General features: G+C 67.1%; 15 protein-coding genes and 1 pseudogene. 6 read left to right on the top strand and 10 right to left on the bottom strand.

What is annotated here, in order from left to right:
• The first annotated feature begins 6 nt into the window (after positions 1-6).
• The 3 genes from LL964_RS08540 (at position 7) to LL964_RS08530 (ending at position 2,362) form a co-directional block, all read left to right on the top strand.
• Positions 7-1,179: a chemotaxis protein CheB gene (locus LL964_RS08540; protein WP_104586554.1), complete on the top strand. Its 1,173-nt coding sequence runs from the start codon at positions 7-9 to the stop codon at positions 1,177-1,179.
• Between the two features lie 33 nt (positions 1,180-1,212).
• Positions 1,213-1,692 carry a chemotaxis protein CheW gene (locus LL964_RS08535; RefSeq protein WP_104586553.1) on the top strand — a complete coding sequence of 160 codons (480 nt, stop codon included), beginning with the start codon at positions 1,213-1,215 and terminating at the stop codon, positions 1,690-1,692.
• A 79-nt stretch (positions 1,693-1,771) separates the two neighbouring features.
• Positions 1,772-2,362, top strand: coding sequence for a GNAT family N-acetyltransferase (locus tag LL964_RS08530; RefSeq protein WP_104586552.1), 591 nt, complete (start codon positions 1,772-1,774; stop codon positions 2,360-2,362).
• A 124-nt stretch (positions 2,363-2,486) separates the two neighbouring features.
• On the opposite strand, the gene LL964_RS08525 is transcribed toward LL964_RS08530, so the two are convergent.
• From LL964_RS08525 to LL964_RS08515, 3 genes and pseudogenes are all read right to left on the bottom strand, one after another.
• On the bottom strand, positions 2,487-4,268 hold the full coding sequence (locus LL964_RS08525) for a hypothetical protein (protein ID WP_167395248.1): 1,782 nt from the start codon (positions 4,266-4,268) through the stop codon (positions 2,487-2,489).
• A complete protein-coding gene (locus LL964_RS08520; RefSeq protein WP_104586549.1) occupies positions 4,265-4,837 on the bottom strand; it encodes a sigma-70 family RNA polymerase sigma factor in 573 nt (190 codons plus the stop codon). Before LL964_RS08520 ends, LL964_RS08525 begins: the two co-directional genes overlap by 4 nt.
• Positions 4,838-4,866: 29 nt before the next feature.
• A pseudogene (locus LL964_RS08515) lies at positions 4,867-6,471 on the bottom strand (vWA domain-containing protein).
• A gap of 900 nt (positions 6,472-7,371) precedes the next feature.
• Here LL964_RS08515 and LL964_RS08510 point away from each other — a divergent pair.
• Together LL964_RS08510 and LL964_RS08505 are read left to right on the top strand one after the other, a co-directional pair.
• The gene (locus LL964_RS08510; RefSeq protein ID WP_104586548.1) at positions 7,372-8,436 is read left to right on the top strand and encodes a glycosylasparaginase; all 1,065 of its coding nucleotides are present in this window, start codon (positions 7,372-7,374) and stop codon (positions 8,434-8,436) included.
• Positions 8,433-9,179 carry a copper homeostasis protein CutC gene (locus LL964_RS08505; RefSeq protein ID WP_146092336.1) on the top strand — a complete coding sequence of 249 codons (747 nt, stop codon included), beginning with the start codon at positions 8,433-8,435 and terminating at the stop codon, positions 9,177-9,179. The genes LL964_RS08510 and LL964_RS08505 overlap by 4 nt, the downstream gene beginning before the upstream one ends.
• Positions 9,180-9,399: 220 nt before the next feature.
• On the opposite strand, the gene LL964_RS08500 is transcribed toward LL964_RS08505, so the two are convergent.
• Positions 9,400-10,476 carry a sialidase family protein gene (locus LL964_RS08500; RefSeq protein WP_104586547.1) on the bottom strand — a complete coding sequence of 359 codons (1,077 nt, stop codon included), beginning with the start codon at positions 10,474-10,476 and terminating at the stop codon, positions 9,400-9,402.
• 335 nt (positions 10,477-10,811) lie between these two features.
• On the opposite strand from LL964_RS08500, the gene LL964_RS08495 reads away from it, so the two are divergent.
• Complete coding sequence (locus LL964_RS08495) at positions 10,812-11,132, top strand: RebB family R body protein (protein ID WP_104586546.1); 321 nt, start codon at positions 10,812-10,814, stop codon at positions 11,130-11,132.
• A 64-nt stretch (positions 11,133-11,196) separates the two neighbouring features.
• Here LL964_RS08495 and LL964_RS08490 read toward each other — a convergent pair whose 3' ends face one another.
• The 6 genes from LL964_RS08490 to LL964_RS08465 all read right to left on the bottom strand — a co-directional run bounded on the left by LL964_RS08490 (position 11,197) and on the right by LL964_RS08465 (position 23,929).
• Entirely contained in the window at positions 11,197-11,397 is a 201-nt protein-coding gene (locus tag LL964_RS08490; RefSeq protein ID WP_104586545.1) for a hypothetical protein, read from the bottom strand.
• A 289-nt stretch (positions 11,398-11,686) separates the two neighbouring features.
• Positions 11,687-13,522, bottom strand: a complete 1,836-nt coding sequence (locus LL964_RS08485; protein ID WP_104586544.1) for a glycoside hydrolase family 35 protein — start codon at positions 13,520-13,522, stop codon at positions 11,687-11,689.
• Between the two features lie 258 nt (positions 13,523-13,780).
• Entirely contained in the window at positions 13,781-16,123 is a 2,343-nt protein-coding gene (locus tag LL964_RS08480) for a GH92 family glycosyl hydrolase (RefSeq protein WP_104586828.1), read from the bottom strand.
• A 108-nt stretch (positions 16,124-16,231) separates the two neighbouring features.
• Positions 16,232-17,692, bottom strand: coding sequence for a glycoside hydrolase family 125 protein (locus LL964_RS08475; RefSeq protein WP_104586543.1), 1,461 nt, complete (start codon positions 17,690-17,692; stop codon positions 16,232-16,234).
• A gap of 443 nt (positions 17,693-18,135) precedes the next feature.
• Positions 18,136-20,790: a glycoside hydrolase family 3 C-terminal domain-containing protein gene (locus tag LL964_RS08470; protein WP_104586542.1), complete on the bottom strand. Its 2,655-nt coding sequence runs from the start codon at positions 20,788-20,790 to the stop codon at positions 18,136-18,138.
• Between the two features lie 436 nt (positions 20,791-21,226).
• A complete protein-coding gene (locus LL964_RS08465) occupies positions 21,227-23,929 on the bottom strand; it encodes a beta-mannosidase (protein WP_104586541.1) in 2,703 nt (900 codons plus the stop codon).
• Positions 23,930-23,943: the final 14 nt, after the last annotated feature.

Raw genomic sequence — 23,943 nt, 5'->3', positions numbered from 1 at the left:
GGCGCAATGGGAACTCCGGTGGCCTTGCTGGGCCGGCCCGGTCAGGCGCGCGAGCGTCTGCGCGAGGCGCTGGCCTCGGCCGGCGCCCAGGTCGTGCTGGAAGACGACCCGTCGGCGGTGGACGTGCAGACCTTGCGCGATGCCGAACCGGTGGCGGTGCTGGTGGCGCTGGAACCGGCCATCGAAGACGCGCTCGAAGCCCTGGAGCCGGCCTTCAACCTGCCCGGGGTGACGGTGATCTTCGACGAAGCCGAGCTCACCGTGCGTCGCGAAGGCTGGGAAGCGCAGCGCTGGGTGCGCCACCTGGCCGCCAAGCTGCACGGGCATGCCGACGTGCTGCCGCCGGGCACCGAAAGCGAGCCGTCGCTGCAGCCCGAGCCGGGCCTGGCGCTGGAACCGCAGCAGCATTCGGACCTGCAACTGGACCAACACCTGGAAGCGGCTGCGCATGCCTTCGAAAGCGTGCCGGGCGATGCCTTGTTCGCCCATGCCGCCCGGCCCGCCGAGCAAACCGCAGCGCCGACCCTGGGCGATTCCAGTACCTGGGGCCTGGTCGACGAGGTCACCGTGGTGGCACGCCCGCGTGCCGAGCTTGACGTCGCCGCGCTGTCCACGGGCGGATTGTCGCTGGTGGAGCTGGAGCAGAACGGCGAGCCGACCGGTGCGGTGCTGGTGATGGCCGGCATCGGTGGGCCGGATGCGATCCGTCGGCTGTTGGCCGCGTTGCCGCCGGAGTTTCCGCGCGCCGTGCTGGTGCGCATGACCCTCGATGGTGGCCAGTACGGCAACCTGGTGCGACAGATGGGCCGCGTGTCCGCGTTGCCGGTCGAACTGGGCGAAGCCGGGCAGCCGGTTGCGCCGGCCAAGGTCTACGTGCTGGGCGACGGTGTGGGTGTGCAACGCCATGAAGGCGGGCTGGCCTTCGTGGCGCAGACCGATCCCGCCGGGCTGATCGCCGCGCTGCCGCCCGCCGATAGCGCCGTGCTGATGCTCAGCGGCGCCAACGAGGCATTGGTGGACGCCGCACTGGCGTTGGCTGGGCAGGGCGCCTGGCTGGCCGGTCAGTCCGCCGATGGCTGCTATGACCCCGCCGCTGCCGCCCGTCTGGCGCGCCAGGGCATCTTGATCGCCGATCCTGCGCAGTTGGCGCAGGCGCTGGCCCAGCGTTGGCCGGCGTAAGCCGGGCGCTCCCTCTCAGACCGGAATAGTGCGATGAGCTACGCCAATAACGACGAAATCCGCGGCGTCCTGATTCAGGCGGGCAACGAGCGGGTGCTGCTGCCCAACGCCACGGTGGCCGAGGTGATGTCGCGCGTGGCGGTCGAAGCGTTGCCGGACATGCCGCGCTGGGTGGTGGGGCGCATCGACTGGTACGGCTGGAAAGTGCCGCTGCTGTCGTTCGCGCGCCTCAGCGGCCTGGGCGACGAGCCTGCGGCGCTGAACAACAAGGTGATCGTGCTGAAGGCGCTGGGCGGCAATCCCGCACTGCCGTACTTCGCCCTGCTGACGGCGTCGTTCCCACAACTGATCTCGGTGCCGCGCGACGGACTGTTGGCCGACGCTTCGGAAGACGCGCTGCCGGACGGCGTGCACATGCGCGTGCTGCTGGGCGAGCAGAGTGCACTGCTGCCGAATCTGGATGCCATCGAGTGGCAGGTGGCGCAGGCGCTGGCAGCGGCCGACGCCGCCTGAGGACGGCTGACCCGGTTTCTGCTTTAGCCGTGTCTCACGCAGGCGGCTATGCGCAACAACGCGGTGATGGAGGCAGGCAATGAGCTTGCCTGCGTTTCTGCCGCGGCGGCATGCCGACGGTGTGCTGCTCTGCGACCTTGCCAGCGTCGATCCGGCTGCGGTCGCCGAGTATCACGCGCGCAATCGTGCGCATCTGGCCGATGCGATGCCGCTGCGGCCGGACGCGTTCTACACCGCGGAGGGCTGGCGGCGGTTGTGCATCGCCTATCGCAATTCGGTGCCCGGCGAACGCGAACTCCAGTTGGTGCTGGTCGCGGCGCAGCAGGTGATCGGCACGGTGGGCTTCACCCAGATCCAGCGCGGTGCGTTCCAGGCCTGCCATCTCGGTTACGGCCTGGATGCGTCCCATCAGGGGCGCGGCCTGATGCAATGGGCCGCCAGGCAGGGCATCGCGTTCGTGTTCGGTCCCTTGGGCCTGCACCGGGTGATGGCGCAGTACGTGCCCGATAACGTGCGCAGCGCGCAGGTCCTGGCGCGATTGGGCTTCCAGATCGAAGGCCGCGCACGGCGTTATCTGCAATTGAATGGCATATGGCGCGACCACGTGCTGAGCAGCCTGTTGCGCGAGGACGGTGAGGCTGGCGAGAACGGTGAGGTGGCCGAAGGCTGATCGGTGCAGCGAAGGCGGGCAGTTTGTGACGTCTCTGCTGTTACTGGTCGTTGCACACTGCTGGCGAGCATCGAGGCCTGTGCCTGCCGGGCTGGCGTCTGAAACCCAGCTACAGGCGCCGGGCTCAATCGGTGCTCGGGGCGACCTGCACTTCGATGCGCAGGCGATCATCCGGTAGCTGCGCATTGGACGCGATCTCGATCTGCGTGGACCAACCGCGATCGCGGCAGGCGGTACGCAGCTGGTCCGCCCAACGCCTGACGTCAGGTGCATCCGGTGTGGCGGCTTCGAGACGCAGCCTGGCCGGCGCGCGATGGCCCGCGCGCAGATGGCGATCGATCCATTCGCCTGGAGTGCTCGACAGTGGCAGCACCTGCGCTGCCGCGGCAGACGCAGCGCGCTGCCGCGCGGTGTCGGATGTCGCAAGCCGGCTGGCCGATATCGGTTGTGACGCCGCTGCCGGCGCCGCTGTTGCTTCGCCCAGCATTGCTGCAGTGTGGTCTGCCGGCCGTCGCTGCGCCGCAGGGGCTGTCAGTAGAGCCGTTTTCGGCGGAATGCGCGGTAGCAGTCCGGAAGACTGAGCGGCTGGGGTGGCACTGTCAGCCTGGATGGAGGGTGGCGACTTGCCGGCTTCGGCGAGTGATCGCTGCTGGGTGTCGATTGCCGGCAGGGGTGCGCCGGGCAGATGTGCCGAGGCGGGCGCCGCTGCGTTCGGCCGGTCTTGCGTGGTCTGCTGCGCGCTGCCGTTGGCAATCGCTGCCATCGGGGCTGCAGGCAGCGGTGGGGCCGGTGCAGCAGCCATCGGTTCCGGCAAGGCTGCAACCGGCGCGGGCGGTGCCGGTGGAGCAGGCGGGGCAGACGGCGCTGGACTCGGGGGAGCGGCGAATGCGGCTGAGGGCTTTGCCGATACGGGTGGTGGCATGGATGCCAATGGTGGTGGCACCGGCGAGCGTTCTGCGACCAAGCCGTCTTCGAATGCAGATGCAGAGCCAGACCCGGCCGGGCTTGCCGCCACTGGTGCAGCCTGCGGTTCATTGGTCTGGTCTGCAGGCTCATGGACGGCGATGCGTGCCGCCTCCATGGGGGGCTCGGTCAGCGGTGCGGTGGCCTGCCAGTGCAGCCCGACACCCACGGCCAGGGTAACCGATGCGGCCAGCGCCAGCGCCGGCATCCAGCGTTGCCGGCGCGCGCGCCGCACCGCCGGTTTCGCCGCATGCAGCGCATCGGCTGCTGCCACAGCGACGGGCGTTGTTGCGTTGGTCGTCACTTCGGCCGTTGCCATGGCCTGGGCCACGCTGTGCGTGGAATCGCCCGCTGCAGGACCGGATACCTGCACGCTCGCAGCATGCGCAGCTGGCTGGCTGTCATCGGCCGACGCAGCCGCTTCAGCGCCGCCGTGCCGATACCGTGCATCGCCATCGGTGGAGTCGCTGCCGGCGGACGGCGGAAGCCGCTGCAGCCATGCACGCGTCGCGTCCTGCACGGGTGCGCCCAGTGCCTGCGCCGCATCCTCGCCCGCACGAAGGCGCCCCTGGATGGCGGCGCGCCGTGCGGCCTGTGACAGGTCGGCCTGCGCGGCTGCAGCAGCAAACACCGCAGCCATCGATGATGGCGGTTCGAATTGCGCGGTTTCTTGCAAGGCTGCATCGCGCGCGCCTTCTGCTGGCGGCGCGGCCTGCGTTTGATCGGATTGCGCAGCCAATGCGGCAACTTGCGCGTCCATCGACGCGAGTGGTTCGCGTTGTGCGGCGTCTTGCGTAGCGGTGTTGCGTGCGCGCTCGGCCTGCTGCGCGGCCTGTGCAAACCAGGCATCCATGCGCGCAGGCGGCAGATAGCCCGGCTGGGCCTGCAACAGTGCAGCCAGGCCGTCGTCGCCAGCGAGGAAGCGTTCGAAGGCCGCGTTCATTGCACCGCGTCCAGGCTCAGGCGCAGTTTGGCGAAGGCGTAGCGCAGTCGGCTCTTGACCGTCTCGAAGCCGTCGCCCACCACCTGCGCGATGTCTTCCACTGCCATCCCGACGAAGAAGCGCAAGACCACCACTTCGCGTTGCGCATCGGGCAGGGCCATGACGGCTGCGCGCACGCGCTGTTGCTGCTGTCCCAGCATGGCTAGTTGCTCGGTGGACAGGTCATCGTCGGGCAGCTGTAGATGGGGATCTTCCAGCGGCACCGAGGTGGCGACGTAGGCGCTGCGCCGCGTGTCGAGCCAGGCATTGCGCGCGATCTGGAACAGGAAACTGGTGAAGGCGGCCTGCCCGGGACGATAGTCGCTGCAGCGGGTCATCAGCTTGACCCAGGTTTTCTGCGCGAGGTCTTCGGCCTCGCTCAGATTGCCTTCGCACTGCCAGGCCAGGAAGTTGAACAGGGCGCGGTTATGGCGTTTGAACAACTCGGTGGCCGGTTGTTCGACAAAACCATTGGCGACGAGGAGCATGAGCTCCTCGTCGGGCAGCGGCGCAAGATCGGCTGGATGCATGCGCGCAGTATAGGCAACCGCCGCGTGCATCAGTCCGTGGTTGCGACCGGCCGGCTGCCGAGTGCTTCGGCCTGCTGCACCATGCGCAGGAAGTCGGCGCGATACCCATTCCGATCCTTGCCGATACTGCCTGCGGCCAGGGCGCGCACCTGCGGGAAGTCCCAGCCGTGCAGTTGGCTGCCACCGCGCAGGCGCTGGCCGAAACCGGCCACGGCCGCAGAGAACCGGAAGGCCTCGCTGGAGGCATCCAATGCCACCTGCTGGTCGCGGCGGATGATGGTGTCGATCAGGCTGCTGCGGTGCGCGCTGGGCAATTTATAGCGCAGCTTGAGGTGGGCAAGTTCGTTGTCTGCGTTGCCCGCCGGACGCAGCAGGTTGGCGGCGTAGCGCAGCGGATCGACCGAGGCGGTGCTGGTGACCGGGGTGATCTCATACAGCGCGGTCACGCTGTGGCCGGCACCGATGTCGCCAGCATCGACCTGGTCGTTGTTGAAGTCTTCGCGGCGCAGGGCACGATTCTCGTAGCCGATCAGCCGGTAATCCTGCACCGTTGCCGGGTTGAACTCGACCTGGATCTTGACGTCGCGCGCGATGGTCTCCAGCGTGGCGCCCAGTTCGTGGGTCAGTACCTTGCGTGCTTCCAGTGGCGAGTCGATATAGGCGTAGGCACCGTTGCCGGCATCGGCCAACTGCTCCATCAGCGTGTCGTTGTAGTTGCCGGTGCCAAAGCCCAGCGTGGACAGCGCCACGCCGGAACGCCGCCTTTAGGCGACCATGCCCTTGAGCGCATCGAAGTCGGTGACGCCGACATTGAAGTCGCCATCGGTGGCCAGCAGGATGCGGTTGATGCCGTCGCGCAGGTAGCTCTGCTGTGCGGCGCGGTAGGCCAGCTCGATGCCGCTGGCACCGGCGGTGCCACCACCGGATTGCAGGCTGTCGATGGCTTCGACGATGCGTGCCTGCTGGTCGCCCGGCGTGGGCGGCAACACGACCGCGGTGCTGCCTGCGTAGGTAACTAGCGTGATGCGGTCCTGCGCGCGCAGCTGGCGCGTCAACAGTTTGAGCGAGGATTGCAGCAACGGCAGCTTGTCGGGCGCGTCCATCGACCCGGAGACATCGACCAGGAACACCAGATTGGCGGCCGGCAGCGCAGTGGTCGGGACATCGCGTCCATTGATGCCGATGCGCAGCAGCAGGTGCTCGCCGTTCCAGGGCGCGGGAGCCAGTTCGGTGCGCACCGCGAAGGGCTGGCCATCGCGGGGCGCGGGGTCGTCGTAGCGGAAGTAGTTGATCATCTCTTCCACGCGCACCGCATCCACCGGCGGCAGGCTGCCACTGGTGAGATAGCGCCGCACGTTGCTGTAGCTGCCGGTATCGACATCGATGCTGAAGGTGGACACCGGGTTTTCCGCGGCCTGCACGATCGGGTTGTCGCTGAGGGTCTGGTAGGTTTCGCGGTTCTCGACCGGGGCGACCGCTGGCGCCGGCATGACCATGCTGTGGCTTTCGGGGAGTGCCATCAGCGCCGCAGCAGGCGCTTGCCGCGCAAGCGTGCCGTCAGGCATCGGTGCGGGCCGCGCGTGCACGGGTGGAGCTGGGGGGGCGGGCGTGTACGCGACCGGCGGAGGCGGCATGGGCAGGTCAATAGGCGCGTATGCGATCTCGTCGGTGGAAGGTGACGGCGCCACTGCGTCGGGCGATGCGGGCGGGCCGCCAACGACGGGTGAGGTGGGCTCGTGCGAGCAGGCGCTCAGCAGCAAGGCGAGCGCGAGTAGGCTGTGACGTGGCATGGGAATCCTTTGCGTGGCGAGAACGAATGGGTGAACAACCGGGCAGCCCGAGGTCGCCGTGCACTGCGCCTCTGCAGGTGAAACGGACCAAGGCGGCAAACGGGGTTAAACGGATGCAGTTTTTTTTCGAAGCGCTGCCGTGGCGCTCAATGACCGTCAGCGGCAGTGGCTTGGCCGTGTCCGCTGCGTTTGCGGATCCGGCTCGGCGACGCGCGGCGGGCGCAGTCGCGCTGGGGGGTTGAAGTACGTGGCGAGCCCGCGCCGGGGCGTCGGACTGGTGCACAACCCTTCATCGACGCAAGTGATGTCCTGGGGGCCGCGCGCGGGCGTGTCGTCGACGGATCAGATCGCTTGTTCATTGGCAGCTGGCGATTGCACACGGTGGACCGGGTGTGCTGTCGTTCGTTTGCCTGACGCCTTCCTTCTGTATTGGCGGGCAGGTCTTGGCACATGCCATCGACGCAGCAGCGCGTGCGCAGCTCAGCCATCGCCGACATCCGCGTGCCCGAGTCCACTGACCTGCATCGCGTCGACGTCCGTGCAGGCTGGCTGCAGCAACAGCCGCTGTCCGAAGCTGCGACCTTGCGAAAGGAGGCGCGGCGATGCGCATCATGCCCGCGGGCGTTATGCCTCAATCCGCATCGAGGCGCGGGGTAATGCGGTTTATCCGCGAGCGTTGCTGCCGCATGATGGGAGGCTGCGGCGCAGTGCGCGGCATCTGTTTCCGTTACGGAGTTCGCCTGGATGATCCAACGTCGTCACTTCCTCAAGAGCGCCACCCTGGGCGCCATCGCTTCCGGCCTGGCCGGGTGGGGCGCGCGTGCGCAGGCCGCAGCGGCGGGCACGACGGCAGCACGCCCTGCGGCGCTGCCCAAGGGCGCTGCGCGGGTGATTTCCACCTGGGATTTCGGCGTGGCCGCCAATCAGGAGGCCTGGAAGATTCTCGATAGCGGTGGCATGGCGCTGGATGCAGTGGAGGCCGGTGTGCGCGTGCCCGAGGCCGACCCGAACAATCCCACCGTCGGCCTGGGCGGATATCCGGATCGAGACGGGCGGGTGACGCTGGATGCCTGCATCATGGATCACCTGGGCAACTGCGGTGCGGTGGCGTCGCTGGAAGATGTGGTGCATGCCATCTCGGTGGCGCGTGCGGTGATGGAAAAGACCCCGCACGTGATGCTGGTGGGCGATGGCGCCCGGCAGTTCGCACTTGCGCAGGGCTTTCCGCAGACCAACCTGCTGACGCCGAGTTCGGAAGCGGCATGGAAGCAATGGTTGAAGACCTCGAAGTACGCGCCGGAGGCCAACGTGGAAAACCGCGCCTGGCGCGATGCCAAGCTGCCCGGCGGCAAGGACAACCACGACACCATCGGCATGATTGCGCTGGACGCGCACGGCAATCTGTCCGGGGCATGCACCACCAGCGGCATGGCGTGGAAGATGCACGGGCGGGTGGGCGACAGCCCGATCATCGGTGCCGGCCTGTACGTGGACAATGAGGTGGGCGGCGCGACCTCGACGGGTGTGGGCGAAGAGGTGATCCGCAATGTCGGCAGCTTCGCGGTGGTGGAAATGATGCGCCAGGGCAAGTCGCCGGCGCAGGCCTGCCGCGAAGTGGTGATGCGCTTGATCCGACGCAAACCGGAGTTGACGCGCACGCTGCAGGTCGGCTTCCTGGCGATGAACAAGCGTGGCGAGGTGGGTGCGTTCGCGATCCAGAAGGGCTTCAGCTACGCGGTGTGCGATGCGCAGCGGCAGGATCTGCTGGTGCCCGGCGAGAGCCATTACACCAGCGAGCCGGCGGCATGAGTGCATTGGGTCTTGAAGTTGCGGCCGATTCGGTGGCATCGGCAGTGGCCGCGCAGGACGGCGGGGCGATGCGGGTGGAGCTGTGCGGCGGGTTGGATGGTGGCGGGCTGACGCCCTCGTTCGGCACGCTGGCGGTGGTACGCGCGCGCTTGCGGATTCCGCTGTATGTGCTGATCCGCCCGCGCGTGGGCGACTTCGTGTTCAGTGCCGATGAAGTGGAGGCGATGCGCCGCGATGTGCAGCAATGCGTTGCGCTGGGCTGCGATGGCGTGGTGCTGGGTGCGCTGGATCGCCATGGCCAGGTCGACATGGACACGATGCGCGTGCTGATCGAGGCGGCTGGCCCGCTGGGGGTGACCTTCCATCGTGCGATCGACGTCAGTGCGGATCCCTCGCGTGTGCTGGAAGATGCGATCGCGCTGGGGTGCGAGCGTGTGCTGACCTCCGGTGGGCGCGCCAGCGCCATCGAGGGTGCCGACGTCATCGCCGCGCTGGTGCAGCAGGCCGCCGGCCGTATCGGCATCATGCCGGGTGCCGGTGTCTCCGAACACAATGTCGCCAGCTTGCGCGCCCGCACCGGTGCCTGCGAATTCCATGCGTCCGCACGAGGGGTGGTGGCTGCGCAGGTGCCTGCGCCGCATGCCTACATCAGCGACCTGGGCGGCGATTACCAGCGCACCGACGTGCAGCGGGTGCGTAGGATCGTGGACGTGTTGGGCGCGTCGGCTGCTGCAGGGGGGTGAGCGTTCCGGGGTGCTGTCTTGCGCCCGGTGCGGCGCGGCCCTCATCCGCCCTTCGGGCACCTTCTCCCGCAGGCGGGAGAAGGGCGTGTGTGATCGATGGCGACGAGGTCGTGGGGCTGCAACGCAATTGAGACGCTGAGGGTGGTGATGCTGTGGCAGTGTTGGTTCAAAACGCGCGTGATCGCCCCGGCGCCGAACATCGCCTCGTGATGACTGGTTGTCAGAGGCCGCCTTGGCCCGCAAGCAGCGTCGGGTCGAGTACCACGTGCTTGATGCGCTGGCGCTTCCAGGTGTAGCTGATGTGGACCAGGCCGTCGCGGGTCTGGATCACCGCAGGATAGGAAAACTCGTCTTTTTCGCTGTCCTCCAGCGTCAGCACGCGTTGCCAATGGGTGCCGTCGTCGGAGACGGCAACGGCCAGCGTGCCACGCCCCTCCCACCAGTCCTTGCCGGCGATGGCGGGGTTGTAGACCAGCAAGGCGCGGCCGTCGCGCAGCATCACCGCGTCGGTACCGGAATTGGGGTTGTGCACATCGAGCAGTTGCATCGGTTGCCAGTGCAGACCGCCATCATCGGAGAAGGTGCTGAAGAGCCGGTTCTGCTGGCTGCGCCCCAAGGCCTGCACGCGGCCGTCGGCATGCAGCAGCAGGCTGGGCTGGATGGCGCCGATCACGCCCGGGTCGTTGAGCGGCATGCTGCGCTGCCAGTGCGCGCCGTCGTCATCGCTCCATTCCAGATGCGCGCGCCAGCCGCGGTCTTCGCTGCTGCTGGGTGCCAGGATGCGTCCGCTCGGTAACTGCAGCGGCTTGTTCTTGATCGGCCCAAGAATGCCGTCGGGTAATCGTTGCGGTGCCGACCAGCTCGCGCCGTTGTCGGCCGAGGTAAGACGTAGCCCCCACCACTGCCGTGGGGTGGGGCCGAGCTTGTAATACAGCTGTACCGGCCCGGTGGCCGATTGGAACAGCACCGGATTCCACGCCGGCACAGCGGCGCCTTGCCTGCCGGCATGCGCGCCATCGGCAATGCGCTGTGGGGTCTGCCACTGCTGCGGGCCACGTCGCGCAAGCCAGATACCGACATCGGGCGCACCTTCGCGCGTACCGCCGAACCAGGCCGCCAGCAACTGCCCATTGCGGGTTTCCAGCAGGGTGGAGGCGTGCGCCTGCGGCGTGGGGGCGGGGTCGGCGATGAATTCACTGAGTACGATCGGCGACGCCGTCGACACGGCAGGGCGTGCCTGGACGCCGCAGGCAGCAAGACTGGCGATGAGGTAGATCAGCAAGCGCATGGGAAACATCGAGCTCCAGTGCGGTGTGGATTCAGAACGGCTGGAAGAACGTAGCGAGCAGTCGTCAGTGTACGAGTGATACATGCCGATTCCGAGCTCCGGCCGCGCCGTCTGGTGGCTGCGCAGTCGCTGTGCTGGCCGCTCTTGCTGGCTACCTGGGCACATCGGTGTTGCGACGTGCATTGCGAAGCTGCATGGCGCGGATTCAGCGGTAGGCCTGGATGCCGCTATCGGAAGGGCACCGCAGTGCGCTGCCGCCTGGTCCGAGTCGTGCGACGCCACGAACATGCCGTTGGCGGCCAGTGCGCGTCATGCCGTGCATTCCGTCCACTCAGGAGCCGAACATGGCCTTCCCAACTGCAGTCAATGAACAGGTCACCGATGCCGTCACCCGGTCCAACGTCAAGGTCGTGGGCGAAGCGCCTGCGATAGCGCTGGGTTCGATCTACCAGAGCCTGGCCCATTCGACCGGCATACTGTTTCAGAACGCCGTCGCGGTGCAGCAACAGCAAAACACCCTGGCGCAGGCCGCGGCCAACCATGGCGTGATGCAGATCTATAGCGTGGAGACCACGGCGGCTGCCGGTGCGACCGAAAAGGTGGCGCAAACTGGCGTGGCCGATGACCTGACCAGCCTGCTCGCGGTACTCAACGCGTTCAAGTGAGCACGCTGGCCGGCCACTGACGATCGCAACTGGCGCTCGTCAGTGGTTCGCGCCTTCGGAGTGCTCAGGCCGCGGTGTCGTCGCGCACCTGCGGCGGCAGCAGCGTCTGCGGCTTCTTCGCCGATTCGGTCTGGCACAGGAAGGCCATCCTGTGCGCCGCCTCGGTGCTGTCCATCGGCTTGCCGTGGACCTGTTCGGCGAAGGCGTGCTGGGTGTGCTCCGCATCGGCGGAAACGGATTCTTGCGTAACGGTGGACGAGGACATGCAACGCTCCTGGAACCAGCAATCGAGCCGTCTACGTCGCAAGCAAGCGCATCCGTAACGGAGTCAGCCGGTGATCTTGCCTGGAATCCGCTCCGCCCGATACCTCGGCGGTCGCGGACGGTGCGGCAGCACCGGATGTCCTGATAGCGGCAGCGGCCACGCTCTCTGAAGGGCGCGGCGCGGTCCCGGACGTGTGGCATGCCGCTGCATCGATGTCGCGTGTGTGGCTTGGTGCAACGAGCGCAGGGTGCCGGCGGCCAGGGGCGCCGGCACGGAATCTACTGCGCGCTCACTCCGCCGGCTTGATCCACACCTGTTGCTTGACGCCGGACAGGCTGGGCGCGGCCACGGTATCCAGATCGAACACCACCACCGTGTTGTCGCCATTGCGCTGGAACGGTGCGGGGAAGTACAGCCCGCGCTGCGCGCCGATGTTCCAGTGGCGGCCCAGGTTGACGCCGTTGGCCCAGGCGATGCCCTTGCCGAAGGCGCGCATGTCCAGGAAGGTGTCGGTGGGCGTGCCGACCTTCAGGGTGCCGCGATGGAACGCCGGGCCATCGACGGCCTTGCGGGTCCAGCCGCGGATGCTGTCGGGCGAACGCATCGGCAGCGGGAACGCCTGCCAGCCGGTGAGCGGCTGGTTGTCCAGCAGGACCGGGTCGATGAGGCCGGCGCGGCCATCGGCCATGCGGGTACCGTAGTTGACGCGGCCGCTGTTCTCGACCAGCACATCCAGCGTATGTTCGCCTGCCGGGATGTCCACCGTGGTGGAGACCTGCTGCAGCCGGCGTTCGACGCTACCTGCCGGCTTCCGGTCGACATACACCCGCGCCACGTCGCGGACATCGCCCAGGTACAGCGCGCCCTTGCGCGGGCCGGTGATGGTGGTGCGGTAGAGGATGTAGCCGTAATCCTGGCCGAAGTGCTCCATCGGCTTGGGGGTGTCGATGGCGATCGGTGCGGGCAGGTTGTCCCACAGCGAGGCCGATTCGCGCAGCGGCGTCTGTGGCAATGCCGTCATCGCGATCGGCGCGGGCAACGCAGGCGGCTGCACGCCGGTGACGCGGGCGATGGCATCGCGCATCATCGCGAACTTGGGGGTGGGCTGGCCGGCTTCGTCCAGCATGGCGTTGTAGTCGTAGCTGGTGGTCTGCGGGGCGTAATGATCGCTGGGATTGCCCTGGAAGTTGGCGCCATTCATGAAGCCGAAGCTGGTGCCGCCGACGAACATGTACAGGTTGGCCGAATAGCCCTGGCGCAGGATCCATTCCAGCTCTTCGGTCTGTTGCCTGGCATCGGTATCGGCATGCGCCTTGCCCCAATGATCGAACCAGCCGGCCCAGTACTCGCCCACCATGCGCGGCTGCTCGGGACGGAACTTGATGAGTTTTTCGAACGCGCTCTTGGCTTCACCCGGCGCGAAATTCACCACTGCCAGGGTGTCGGGCAAGGTGCCGTTGGCCAGCATGTCCGCGCCATCGGACGTGAACAGCAAGGCCTTGTCGAAGCCGGCCTTGACGTACATGGCGCGGTTGTCGGCCATGTAGGCGTGGTCGTCGTCGTAGGAGCCGTATTCGTTTTCCACCTGTACGGCGATGATCGGCCCGCCGTTGTGATTGAGCAGCGGACGCACCTGCTGGGCCACCGCATCCAGATACGCCTGGCTGGCGGCCAGAAAGCGCGGGTCGCGGCTGCGCACGCGGATATTGTCCTTGCCGAACAGCCAGGCAGGGTAGCCACCGGCCTCCCATTCGGCGCAAACGTACGGGCCGGGGCGCAGGATCACGTTGAAGCCCTGCGCGGCGGCTTCGCGCACGAAGGCGGCGACGTCGTTGTTGGCGGAAAAATCGAACTTCCCCTGCTGCGGTTCGACCAGATTCCAGAACACATAGGTTTCGATGGTGTTCAAGCCGAGTGCGCGCGCCTTCTGCAGGCGATCCTTCCAGTAGGCGCGCGGGATGCGCTGGAAGTGGATGGCGCCGGACAGGATCTGATAAGGCTTGCCGTCGCGCACGAACTGCGTGCCCTGCGTGCCGAAGGTGGGCCAGGAATCGGGAGTGGCGGCAGCGGCGGGAAGTGCAAGTGCGAGTGCCAGGACCAACGGTGCAAGGGTGTTGCGCAACATGGGCGATCTCGGTGATGGGGAGGGCGAGGGGGGAATCACTGCGTCAGGCACTCATCCGTACCCGGGCGTGATCGCTCGCATGCGAAAGAGTCGAGGGCTGGCCTCTGATCGAAACGGTGCGGCAGGCCTGCCGCGTAGGCGCAGACGCGCGTGCGGGAGAACGATGGAGAAAGGCTCCTTGCATGCGGGGGAAGGGAGGGTAGCACTCCTGCGGCCGGAAGCAGGAGCGCGCTTGCCATCTGCGGCAAGCGCGCGCCATCACGCAAACGACGGTGGCAGATCCTGCTCGGCGGCGCCGAAGGCCGGGTTGGGCTTGGGGCCCATGGCCAATTCCAGCGTACCGCCTGCGGCCAGTTCCGCGTGGCGCAGCCAGGCACGGGTCAACGGTGTTCCGTTGAACGCCAGCGACTGCACATAGACGTTCTGCGCGTTGTTGTCCTTGGCCACGATGCGCAGCGTGCGGCCGTTGCCGACGTCGAGCTCTGCGCGCTTGAACAACGGGCTGCCCACGATCCAGTTGCCGCTGACCGGATCCACTGCGTAAAGCCCCAATGCGCTGAGCACGAACCACGCGCTCATCTGCCCACAGTCTTCGTTGCCTGAAAGACCGTTGCGCGCATCGTGGTATTGCTCGCGCAGCAGGCGGCGCACCATCGCCTGGGTCTTGTACGGCTGGCCTGCATAGGCGAACAGATACGCCACATGGTGGCTGGGCTCGTTGCCGTGCGCGTATTGGCCCACCATGCCGTCGATGTCCGGTGGCGCATCGGCGGGCAGTTCGGAGCTGGTGGAAAACAACTCGTCCAGCTTGGCCACGAAGCCATCGCGGCCGCCATATAAGTCCATGTAACCGTACAGATCGTGCTGATTGAGGAAGGTGGCCTGCCAGGCATTGGACTCGGTGAAATCGCGCCAGCGCTTGCCGTGGCCCATGCCACGCGGATCGAACGGAGCAGCCCAGTTCCCGTTTTCCAGCCGTGGCTGCACGAAACCGCTGTCGCGATTGAACAGATGACGGTAATTGTGCGAGCGCTCGCGCAGTGCGCGAGCATCTGCGCTGGCACCGGCCGCCTGCGCCAGGTGCGCGCAGGCCCAGTCGTCGTAGGCGTATTCCAGTGTGCGGCTGACCGCTTCGTCCACCTTGTCGGCGGGGATGTAGCCGAGCGTGCGGTAATACTCCAGGCCATGGGTGGTGTCGTGCATGGCGCGTTTGCGATACGCCGGCCATGCCGCGGCGTAGTCGATGCCGGTAAAGCCCTTGGCATGCGCCTCGGCCAGCACCACGGCCGAGTGGTAGCCGATCATGCAGCCGGTTTCCACGCCCTGCAGCGGCCAGATGCCCACGCCGTCCGGGCATTCGTTGGCCCCGCGCACCAGGCATTGCATCAGGTCGGGCACGCGTTCGGGTTGCACCAGGGTAAGCAGCGGATGCGCCGCGCGATAGGTGTCCCACAGCGAATAGGTACTGTAGTTGTGATAGCCCTTGGGTGCGGTGTGGATCTGCAGGTCCATGCCGCGGTAGCGGTTGTCCACGTCGGAGAACAGCGTGGGCGCCAGCAGGCTGTGATACAGGCCGGTGTAGAAGATGCGCCGTTGCGCGTCGTCGTCGCTGTCGATGCGCACGCGGCCCAGTTCCTTTTCCCACGCCGCCACCGCCTGCGCATGCACGCGTGCGAAGTCGAAGTCCGGCAGCTCCGCATCGAGATTGGCCAATGCATTGTCGGCGCTGACGGCCGAGATGCCGACCTTGATCAGCAACGGCGCATCGGCCGCATCGGCGAAGTGCAGTGCGGCCTTGAGATGAGTGCCGTCGCGGCTGTGGGTGCCGGCGGGCAGTGGCTGGTCTTCGTCGTACAACTGCACGCTGGCGAACGGCCGCGACAGCCGCAGGGCGAAATAGATGTAACGCCCCTTCGCCCATTGATGGACGCGGCGTCCGCCGGTGAGGGTCTGCGCGTCGACCACGCGCAGTTGCGCATCGCTCACGCGCGTGGGGATGCCGGGTTTGTCCTGCATGCCATGGCACAGGTCCAGCAGCACGTGTGCCGGCTTGCCCTTGGGGAAGTGATAGCGGTGCAGGCCGGCGCGCGCGGTGGCGGTGAGCTCGGCATGCACGCCACTGTCTTTCAGCCGCACTCGGTAGTAGCCGGGCGATGCGGCTTCGTCCGCATGGTCGAAGCGCGAGCGGTAGCCCGCATCCGGGTTGTCCAGCGGGCCTGGCACCAGTTTGACCTCGCCGGTGGCGGGCACCAGCAGGAAGTCCAGCATGTCGCCGATGCCGGTGCCGGACAGGTGCGTGTGCGAGAAGCCCATGATCGAGCCATCGGATTCGTGATAGCCCGAGCACGCATCCCACACTGCGTTATAGGTATCCGGGCTCAGCTGCACCATGCCGAACGGCAGCGTGGCACCGGGGAAGGTGTGGCCGTGACCGCCGGTACCGATGAAGACATCCACATGCCGGGTAAGATCGGCGCGAGTGCGCGCATCGGCGGGCAGTGCATAGTTGCCGGCGCGCGCGCGGGCCAGGCCGGGCAGGCCCACGCTTCCGAACAATGCTGCGGCGATGGCGCCTTGGAGAAAACTGCGTCGTGTTGCCATGTATGTGGTCTCGGAATTCATGGGCCGATGCCGGGGTCCCCTCATCCGCCCTTCGGGCACCTTCTCCCGCATACGGGAGAAGGGCTGGGATCAGGCGCTGCGCATGGATCAGGCGCTGCGCAGCAGCTGGGGTTTGCGTCGATGCAGGTCGATGATCAGCTCGCCGAACAAGGTGTTGGCCCAGGCGAACCAGTCGCGGGTGAAGGTGCCGGGATCGTCCTTGTGGAAGGCCTCGTGCATGAAGCCGGTGCCGGCGTGGGTGGTCTTGAGCCACTGCAGGCACTGGCGCAGTTGTGCGTCGTCGTCGCTGACCAGCGCGTACTGGATGATGGACATCGGCCAGATGGTGCCCATGCCGCTGTGCGGGCTGCCCACGCCCTCGGCAGCGCTGCCGCGCGAGAAATACGGGTTGCGCTCGCTCCAGGCCAGTTGACGCGTGCGCAGGAACACCGGGTCGCTGCGATCGCAACAGCCCAGGTAGGCCAGGCTGAGCAGGCCGGGCGCGTTGGCGTCATCGATGAACAGCTGGTTGCCGAAGCCGTCCACTTCGAAGGCCCAATAGGCTTGCCCGTCGCTGTCGCGTTGCTGGCCGAACTGGCGCGTGGCGGTTTCCACTTCATCGGCCAGCGCGGTGCACTCTTCGGCGAAGGCAGTGTCACGATGCAAGGCCGTGCTCATCGTGGCCAGCTGGCGTAGCGAGGTCACTGCGAACAGGTTGGCCGGAACGAACAGCGGATACACGCAGGCATCGTCGGAGGGGCGGAACATCGAGTGGATCATGCCGTTGGGTCTGGTCGGCTGGCCGTAGCCTTCCAGCACCAGTGTTTCGGTGGCCAGCGGCGAAGGCCGCTGGAATACGTACGGGCCGCGATTGTCCTTGCGCTGCTGCTCGCGGAAGGTACGCACCACCACGTGCATCGCCGTGCGCCAGTCGTCGTCGAATGGCGCGGCATCACCAGTGGCACGCCAGTATTCATGCGCGATACGGATCGGATAGCACAGCGAATCCACTTCCCACTTGCGCTCGCCCACGCCGGGCTTCATCTCGGTGATGTCGTTGAGCGACCACTTCAGGCGCTGGGTCTGGCCATCGGGCAGGAACGCGTTGGCATACGGGTCCAGCGTGATGCACGCGGCCTGGCGCTGGATCAGGCCATGGAACATGCGCCGCAAGGCGGGGTCGCGCCTGGCCAGCGGCACGTAGGGGTGCACCTGCGCGGAAGAGTCGCGCAGCCACATCGCATGGATGTCGCCGGTGATGACGAAGGTGTCCGGCTTGCCGTTGCGGGTGCCGGTTTCCACCGTGGTGTCCAGCGTGTTCGGGTAGCAGTTCTCGAACAGCCAGGCCAGTTCGGGGTCGGCGATACGCGCCTTGATCTGCGCGATCTGCTGCTCGACCGCGGTGCTGACGAAGCGGCGCTGCGCCTTCGGCGGGCGCTTGCTGACGAATGCGCCGGCAGCGGAGGCAGGTGCAGCAGGCGCAGCCGCGAACGCGGGCAGGGCACTGGCCAGCAAGCCAGCACCGGCGCTGGCGCCGAGCAGCTGAAGGATGTCGCGGCGGGTATGCATGACCTCAAGACTCCATGGTTCGACCTGCGATCCGCACGATCCTCATCCCTGCGCTGGCGGCCGCCATGTGGCAGCCGCTGCGATGAGACCTATGCATGACCAATTCCCGACGACCATACAACGTGTGCGCCGGAGATGCATAGTGCGCCCGCACAATCCGTTGCCGTCTGCGGGCTGCTGCGACGGCATGGCTGCGAGCTGGGCCGCGCGCTGCGCACCTGCGTGCTGACCGCGCACCAGTCCGCACCCGTCAGCACTCGTTCCGACCGTTCTGCAGCACGTATCGCCGGCCCCGATCAGCGCGCCGACTGCGGTGGTCGAAGGCATGCACCACGCTGCCTCCAGCAGACGTGGTGCGTGAGCGACACTTCACCGAAACCCGTACGCCTGTTGCCGACCTGCGCCGGCATGGCCGGCGACTGCGCGCGACCTCGACGCGGCACTTACTTCGGCAGCCGCGAACGCCCCGAGATCGAGAACGCTGCCGTGTTGCCTGCCGCACCGGTGTCCGGCTGCCCGCCGCCTACAAACAGCGTGTAATCGCCGGCCTCCACCGCGCGCTGCCCGGCGCGATCCACATCGCTCAGTGCGCGCGCATCCAGGGTGAAAGTCAGCTCGCGCTGCTCGCCCGGTTTGAGGTGTACGCGTTGGAAACCGACCAGGCTGCGCAACGGCGACTGCGGCCGCTGCGGGTACTGCAGGTAGACCTGTGCCACTTCATCGCCAGCCCGCGTGCCGGTGTTGCGCACGGTCGTGGTGACCTTCAACGAGCTGCCAGCCTGCAGGGTGGTCGCGGACAGGCGCGGCGCGTCGTAGCCAAAGCTGGTGTAGCTCAGACCATAGCCGAACGGGAACAGCGGCTCGCCCCTGAAGTAGCGGTAGGTGCGGCCCTTCATGTCGTAACTGACGTAGGGCGGCAGGTCCTTGGTGGAGCGGTAGAACGTCACCGGCAGCCGACCGCCGGGATTGTCGTCGCCGGCCAGCATACGTGCGATCGCGGTGCCGCCGGACTGGCCTGGGTACCACGCGGCCACGATCGCATCGGCGTGTTGTTTTGCCCAGTTCAAGGCCACCGCGCTGCCGCTCATCAACACCACCACCAGCGGCTTGCCAGAGGCCTTGGCGCGTTCCAGCAGCGCCTGCTGCGGGGCGGGCAGGGCGATATCGTTGCGGTCGCCGCCGTCGAAGCCGGGCACGTCGATGCGCAGTTCCTCGCCTTCCACATCCGGCGACAGGCCGACGAAGGCCACCACCGCATCGGATTGCGCCACGGCCTGTTCGGCTTCGGCCAGTTGTGCGGCGGCCGGCGCCAGCCATTCCAGGCGCACGCCCTGATCCTGGCCGCGGTGTTCCATTTCCAGACGGATCTTGCGCGGGCGGGTGTCGTCGAAATGCAGCACGGTTTCCACGCTGCGGCCGTCGGCGTTGTGCATGCCGGCCGGCACGTGCTTGTCTTCGGCGTTGCCGGCCACCACCAGCTTGTCGTCGATATACAGACGCACCGGGTCGTGCCCGGCGCAGTCGAAGCAGCGCGCCACGCGCACCGCCAGGGTGTAATCGCCGGCGCCGGGCGGCAACAGTTCGCCGCTCCAGCGCACCGCGTAGCGGTCGGCCGGCACGCCCTTGGCCGGGCTGACCTGGTCCCAGTTGAAACTCACGGTACGGTCCTGGCGCACGACCGCCGGGGTGCCGTTCATGTCGACGTTGTCGAAATACTCGCCACGCAGGCCGGGTTTGCCATCGCTGCGCAACGCGCTCTCGGGAATCATGCCCGGCACGCCGGCAGCCAGCGGCGCGCCCTGTGCATAGCGCACCTGCTGTGCGCCGAAGCGTTCGCGCAGACCGAGCAACGGGGTCACCGGTTGCGCGGAGGTACCCTGGTAGTTGGCCTCCAGCGCGGCCAATGCATCGGCGTTGGGGCCCAGTACCGCCAGCCGCGTGCCTGCCTTCAGCGGCAGCGTGGCATTGGCGTTCTTCAGCAGCACGATCGACTCGGCAGCGGCCTGCAGGGCCAGGGCCCGGTTGGCGCGGGTGTCGATGTCCTTGGCGCCCAGCCGCGCGTAAGGGTCCTTGCGTGGCGCTTCCAGTTCGCCCAGACGGTAGCGCGCGGCGAACAACCGCACCAGCGATTGGTCGAGCAGGCCTTCGTCCACTTCGCCGCGTTCGATCGCCGTACCGAGTTCGCGATAGGCATGCCCGCAATTGAGGTCGTGGCCGGCCTTGAGCGCAGCGGCCGAGGAACCGGCGTTGTCGGGGCGGAAGTAGTGGAACTGGGTCATGTCGTCCACCGCGTCGCAGTCGGACACCACAAAACCCTTGAAGCCCCAGTCGCCGCGCACGCGGCCATTGAGCAACCAGTCAGCCGCACATGCGGGGGTACCGTGCAGCGAGTTGTATGCGCACATCACCGAGCCGGCCTGGCCCTCGACCAGCGCGGCGCGGAACGCCGGCGTGTAGGTGGCTTCCACATCGCGCGGCGATACATCCACATCGAAACCATGCCGGCCCGGCTCGGGACCGCTGTGCACGGCGATGTGCTTGGGCGTGGCGATCGTGCGTGGATGGTTGAGGTCATCGCCTTGCAGGCCACGGATGAAGCCGACCGCGAGTTGCCCGGTGAGGAAGGGGTCCTCGCCGTAGGTTTCCATGCCACGGCCCCAGCGCGGGTCGCGAAAGATGTTGATGTTGGGCGACCAGATGGTCAGCCCGGCGTAGCGCTTGTGGTCCTTGCCGGGGCCACCGGCCTGGTTGAATTTGGCGCGCGCCTCGGTGGAGACGACGGTGCCCACCTGCTGCATCAGCGTGGTGTTCCAGCTTGCCGCCAGACCGATCGCCTGCGGAAACACCGTCGCATAGCCGTTGCGGGCGATGCCGTGCAGGCCTTCGCTCCACCATTCGTAGGCGGGGATACCCAGGCGTGGAATCGCCGGCGCATCGTTCATGGCCTGTGCCACTTTTTCCTCGCGGCTCATCTGCGCCACCAAGGCGGCGGCGCGTTGTTCGGGTGTGCCGCTGCGGTCGGCGGGCGTGGCGTGCGCGATGCAGGACAGGCTCAGGCCCAATGCCATGGCAAGACGCGATACAAACAGGGACGACATCGATTCACTCCTGCGCAGCGGCCAATGCCGCCAGGCGTTGTTCGGGTAGTGCCGCAGAGGCGGCGGCGAGGTTGGGGGCGGGCGTGGCGGTGTCATGCGCGCGGTTGGATGTGGTGGTGGCTGGTACCGCGGTGGGCCCTTATCCGCCGCTACGCGGCACCTTCTCCCGCTGGCGGGAGAAGGACACCCATGGCGCGCGAAAAGTCAGCGTGCCGCGCGAAAGGCATGCCAGGACACCGAATCCTTCTCCCGCTCCGGGTGAGAAGGTGCCCGCAGGGCGGATGAAGGCATGCATCGCAGGACATCAGTTCCTTCTCCCGTTCTGCGGGAGAAGGTGCCCGCAGGGCGGATGAGTGCATGCATCGCAGGACATCAGTTCCTTCTCCCGCTCTGCGGGAGAAGGTGCCCGAAGGGCGGATGAGGGTCGTCTCTTGCCTCATTTCGCTGCCGTTGCCTCCGGCGGCTCCGGCGGAGCGCCGGCCAGCGTGGATGCCAGGTCGCGTACCTGCAGCGCAGACTGCAGCTGCGCCATCGGTAGCTTGCTGCTCACGTGCAGCGTCAACGGCTCGCCGGGCAGCAGATCGAAGGCGTTATCGGCCACGCTCGCCTCGAGATCGCCGAACGACAGCCATACCTCGCGCGCCAGCGTGTTGCTGGTCAGGGTCAGCGCATAGCCATCGCCATCGGCGCGCCACTGGCTGTCGATCTTCGCCATCGGCAAGGCCAGCTGCTTGGCCGGCGCGAAGAACACCACCTCGCGCGACAGCAACGTATTGCCGTCGAACAACTCGAACACCGCATAGGTGCGCTTCGGGTCGGCGCTGCCCAGCAATTGCTTGTCGCTGAAATTGCCCACCTGCAGGCTGCTCAGCGGCTTGACCGTGGCCTTCTGCTCGCGCTTGCTCAGCAGCTTGCCGTCCATGCCCATGACCCGCATGCGCCAGCGTGCCGCCAAGGGCGTAGTGCGGTCGGAGACCAGCGAGACCTCGGTCTGGCCCTTGTCGTTGCGCAGCGCGGCGATCATCTCCGGTGCGTAGAAGCGACGTGCGTGATACTGCAGCGCCTTCCAGCGGCCGTAGTAATCCACGCTGGACCACGAGGCGCCCGGCCACACATCGTTGAGCTGCCAGTACAACGAGCCCATCGACTGCGGACGCGAAGCGCGCAGGTGCGAGGCGGCCAGGTTGATGCCCTCGGCCTGCATCAGCTGGCTCAGGTAGACGAAGCTTTCGAAATCCTTGGGCTCGCCGAACTCGCGGCGGATGTACAGCATCAGCCGCTTGTTGCCGTTGCCCTTGTCGAACTTCTGGTGCGCGCGCATCACCGGCGATTCCGGGTCCATGTCGGCCGCATCGGCGAACGCGCGCACGGTACGCATGTCCGGGAACGACTGCAGGCCGTATTCGGACATGAAGCGCGGGGTGACGTTGAGATACTCGGTGACCGGCAGGGCCGGGCCGCCCCAGACCTTCCAGTAATGCATGTCGCCATCATCGGTCTGGTCGGCGGCACCATCGAAATTGGTACCCGGTGAGGTGGCCCAGTACGGCACGTCGCTGTCGTAGGTGGCCACCACTTCGCCGAACACGGTGCCGAACAGCGTGGTCATGCCGCGCTCGACGCGGCTGCGTTCCTCCGGGTCCAGCGATTGCTTGAACTTGACCCGGTCGCCCCAGTTTTCCCAGCCGGTCTGCACTTCGTTGTTGCCGCACCACAACACCACGCTGGGGTGATCGCGCAGCCGCTTGACCTGTTCGATCGCCTCCTGTCGCGTGTTCTCGCGGAATTCCACGTCGTAGGGCGGCACCGCGCCGCCGAACATGAAGTCCTGCCAGATCATGATGCCCAGTTCGTCGGCCACCTCGTAGAAGTGATCGTCCTGGTAGTGCCCGCCGCCCCACATGCGCAGCATGTTCATGTTGGCATCGCGCGCATCCTGCAGCGTGCGCCGCATCGTCGCTTCGGTGACGCGCGAAGGGAAGGCATCCAGCGGGATCAGGTTGGCGCCCTTGGCAAAGATCGGGATGCCGTTGATCACGATTTCCATGCTCTTGCCGAATTTGTCCTTTTCGCGGCGCAGCTCCACCGAACGCAGGCCGGTGACGCGCTTGACCTGCTGGCTGTCGCCATCGGCATCGCGCACGCTGGCCACGAAGGTATAGCGATCCTGCGCGCCGTAGCCGGCCGGGAACCAGCGCTTGGGCTTGGCGATGCGCACCGGCAGGTCGATGCGATTCTGCCCGGGGTCGACCACCGCGTCCTGGGTGAACTGGCCCACCTTCTGCCCATCCGGGCCCAGCACGTCCAGCGTCACCTGCACGGGGCCGCTGCGGCCAGCCTGCAGTTCCAACTGCGCCTGCAGTTGCGCGCTGTCGGCATCCACGCGCTGCTGGGCGATATGCAACCCATCCACGCGCACCGCATCCCAGGCTTCCAAGCGCACCTGCTTCCAGATGCCGGCGTTGACCATGCGCGGGCCCCAGTCCCAGCCATAGCTGTATGGCGCCTTGCGCACGTAGGTAGAACTGTGGCGGCCATCGGGCTCATCGCCGAACGCCGAATCGTAGGCGCCGGGCAGCGCATACGGCTGCTTGGCCAGCCACGGCTGGATCTTCTTGATCGGCGAGAGGAAGGTGATTTCCAGTACGTTGTCGCCGCGCTTGAGCAGCGGTTTGGCATCCACGCGCCACTGCCGGAACATGTTGTCGGCGCTGAGCAGCTTCTTGCCGTTGAGGGTGACTTCGGCCAGCGTGTCCAGGCCATCGAACACCAGTTCCACATGCGCGCGCTCGAGCGTGGCTGCATCCACGTTGAAACGGGTCTGGTACTGCCAGTCGCTCAGGCCGGCCCACTGGATCTTGCCTTCGTGGTCACGCAGGAACGGATCGGGCACCACCTTGGCGGCGATCAGGTCGGTCTGCACCACGCCCGGCACCTGCGCCGGCATCCAGCTGGCGGCCTTGGGATAGGTCTTGGCCTGCGCCTGCCCGGGGACCAGGCGCACCTGCCAGCCGCTGTCCAACGTCACGGCGCTGGGCGGTGCCGCCCAGGCCTGCGAGATCGCACACGCCAGAGCGAACCCGAGGCGGGCCGGCGTGAGCCTGGAACGTGTGGAGGCGGAACGGTGCGACAGGGGCATGGGTGACTCTCCTT

Origin of the sequence: Xanthomonas melonis (assembly GCF_020783655.1) — a bacterium.
In the GTDB taxonomy this organism is placed as follows: Bacteria; Pseudomonadota; Gammaproteobacteria; order Xanthomonadales; family Xanthomonadaceae; genus Xanthomonas; species Xanthomonas melonis.
The sequence above is the reverse complement of the archived record's forward strand: the minus strand, read 5'-3'. Positions and strand labels throughout refer to the sequence as shown.

Coding starts and splice junctions, on each gene's coding strand:
- LL964_RS08540 (WP_104586554.1), top strand. CDS start 7: ATGGGAACTCCGGTGGCCTTGCTGGGCCGGCCCGGTCAGGCGCGCGAG.
- LL964_RS08535 (WP_104586553.1), top strand. CDS start 1,213: ATGAGCTACGCCAATAACGACGAAATCCGCGGCGTCCTGATTCAGGCG.
- LL964_RS08530 (WP_104586552.1), top strand. CDS start 1,772: ATGAGCTTGCCTGCGTTTCTGCCGCGGCGGCATGCCGACGGTGTGCTG.
- LL964_RS08525 (WP_167395248.1), bottom strand. CDS start 4,268: ATGAACGCGGCCTTCGAACGCTTCCTCGCTGGCGACGACGGCCTGGCT.
- LL964_RS08520 (WP_104586549.1), bottom strand. CDS start 4,837: ATGCATCCAGCCGATCTTGCGCCGCTGCCCGACGAGGAGCTCATGCTC.
- LL964_RS08510 (WP_104586548.1), top strand. CDS start 7,372: ATGATCCAACGTCGTCACTTCCTCAAGAGCGCCACCCTGGGCGCCATC.
- LL964_RS08505 (WP_146092336.1), top strand. CDS start 8,433: ATGAGTGCATTGGGTCTTGAAGTTGCGGCCGATTCGGTGGCATCGGCA.
- LL964_RS08500 (WP_104586547.1), bottom strand. CDS start 10,476: ATGTTTCCCATGCGCTTGCTGATCTACCTCATCGCCAGTCTTGCTGCC.
- LL964_RS08495 (WP_104586546.1), top strand. CDS start 10,812: ATGGCCTTCCCAACTGCAGTCAATGAACAGGTCACCGATGCCGTCACC.
- LL964_RS08490 (WP_104586545.1), bottom strand. CDS start 11,397: ATGTCCTCGTCCACCGTTACGCAAGAATCCGTTTCCGCCGATGCGGAG.
- LL964_RS08485 (WP_104586544.1), bottom strand. CDS start 13,522: ATGTTGCGCAACACCCTTGCACCGTTGGTCCTGGCACTCGCACTTGCA.
- LL964_RS08480 (WP_104586828.1), bottom strand. CDS start 16,123: ATGGCAACACGACGCAGTTTTCTCCAAGGCGCCATCGCCGCAGCATTG.
- LL964_RS08475 (WP_104586543.1), bottom strand. CDS start 17,692: ATGCATACCCGCCGCGACATCCTTCAGCTGCTCGGCGCCAGCGCCGGT.
- LL964_RS08470 (WP_104586542.1), bottom strand. CDS start 20,790: ATGTCGTCCCTGTTTGTATCGCGTCTTGCCATGGCATTGGGCCTGAGC.
- LL964_RS08465 (WP_104586541.1), bottom strand. CDS start 23,929: ATGCCCCTGTCGCACCGTTCCGCCTCCACACGTTCCAGGCTCACGCCG.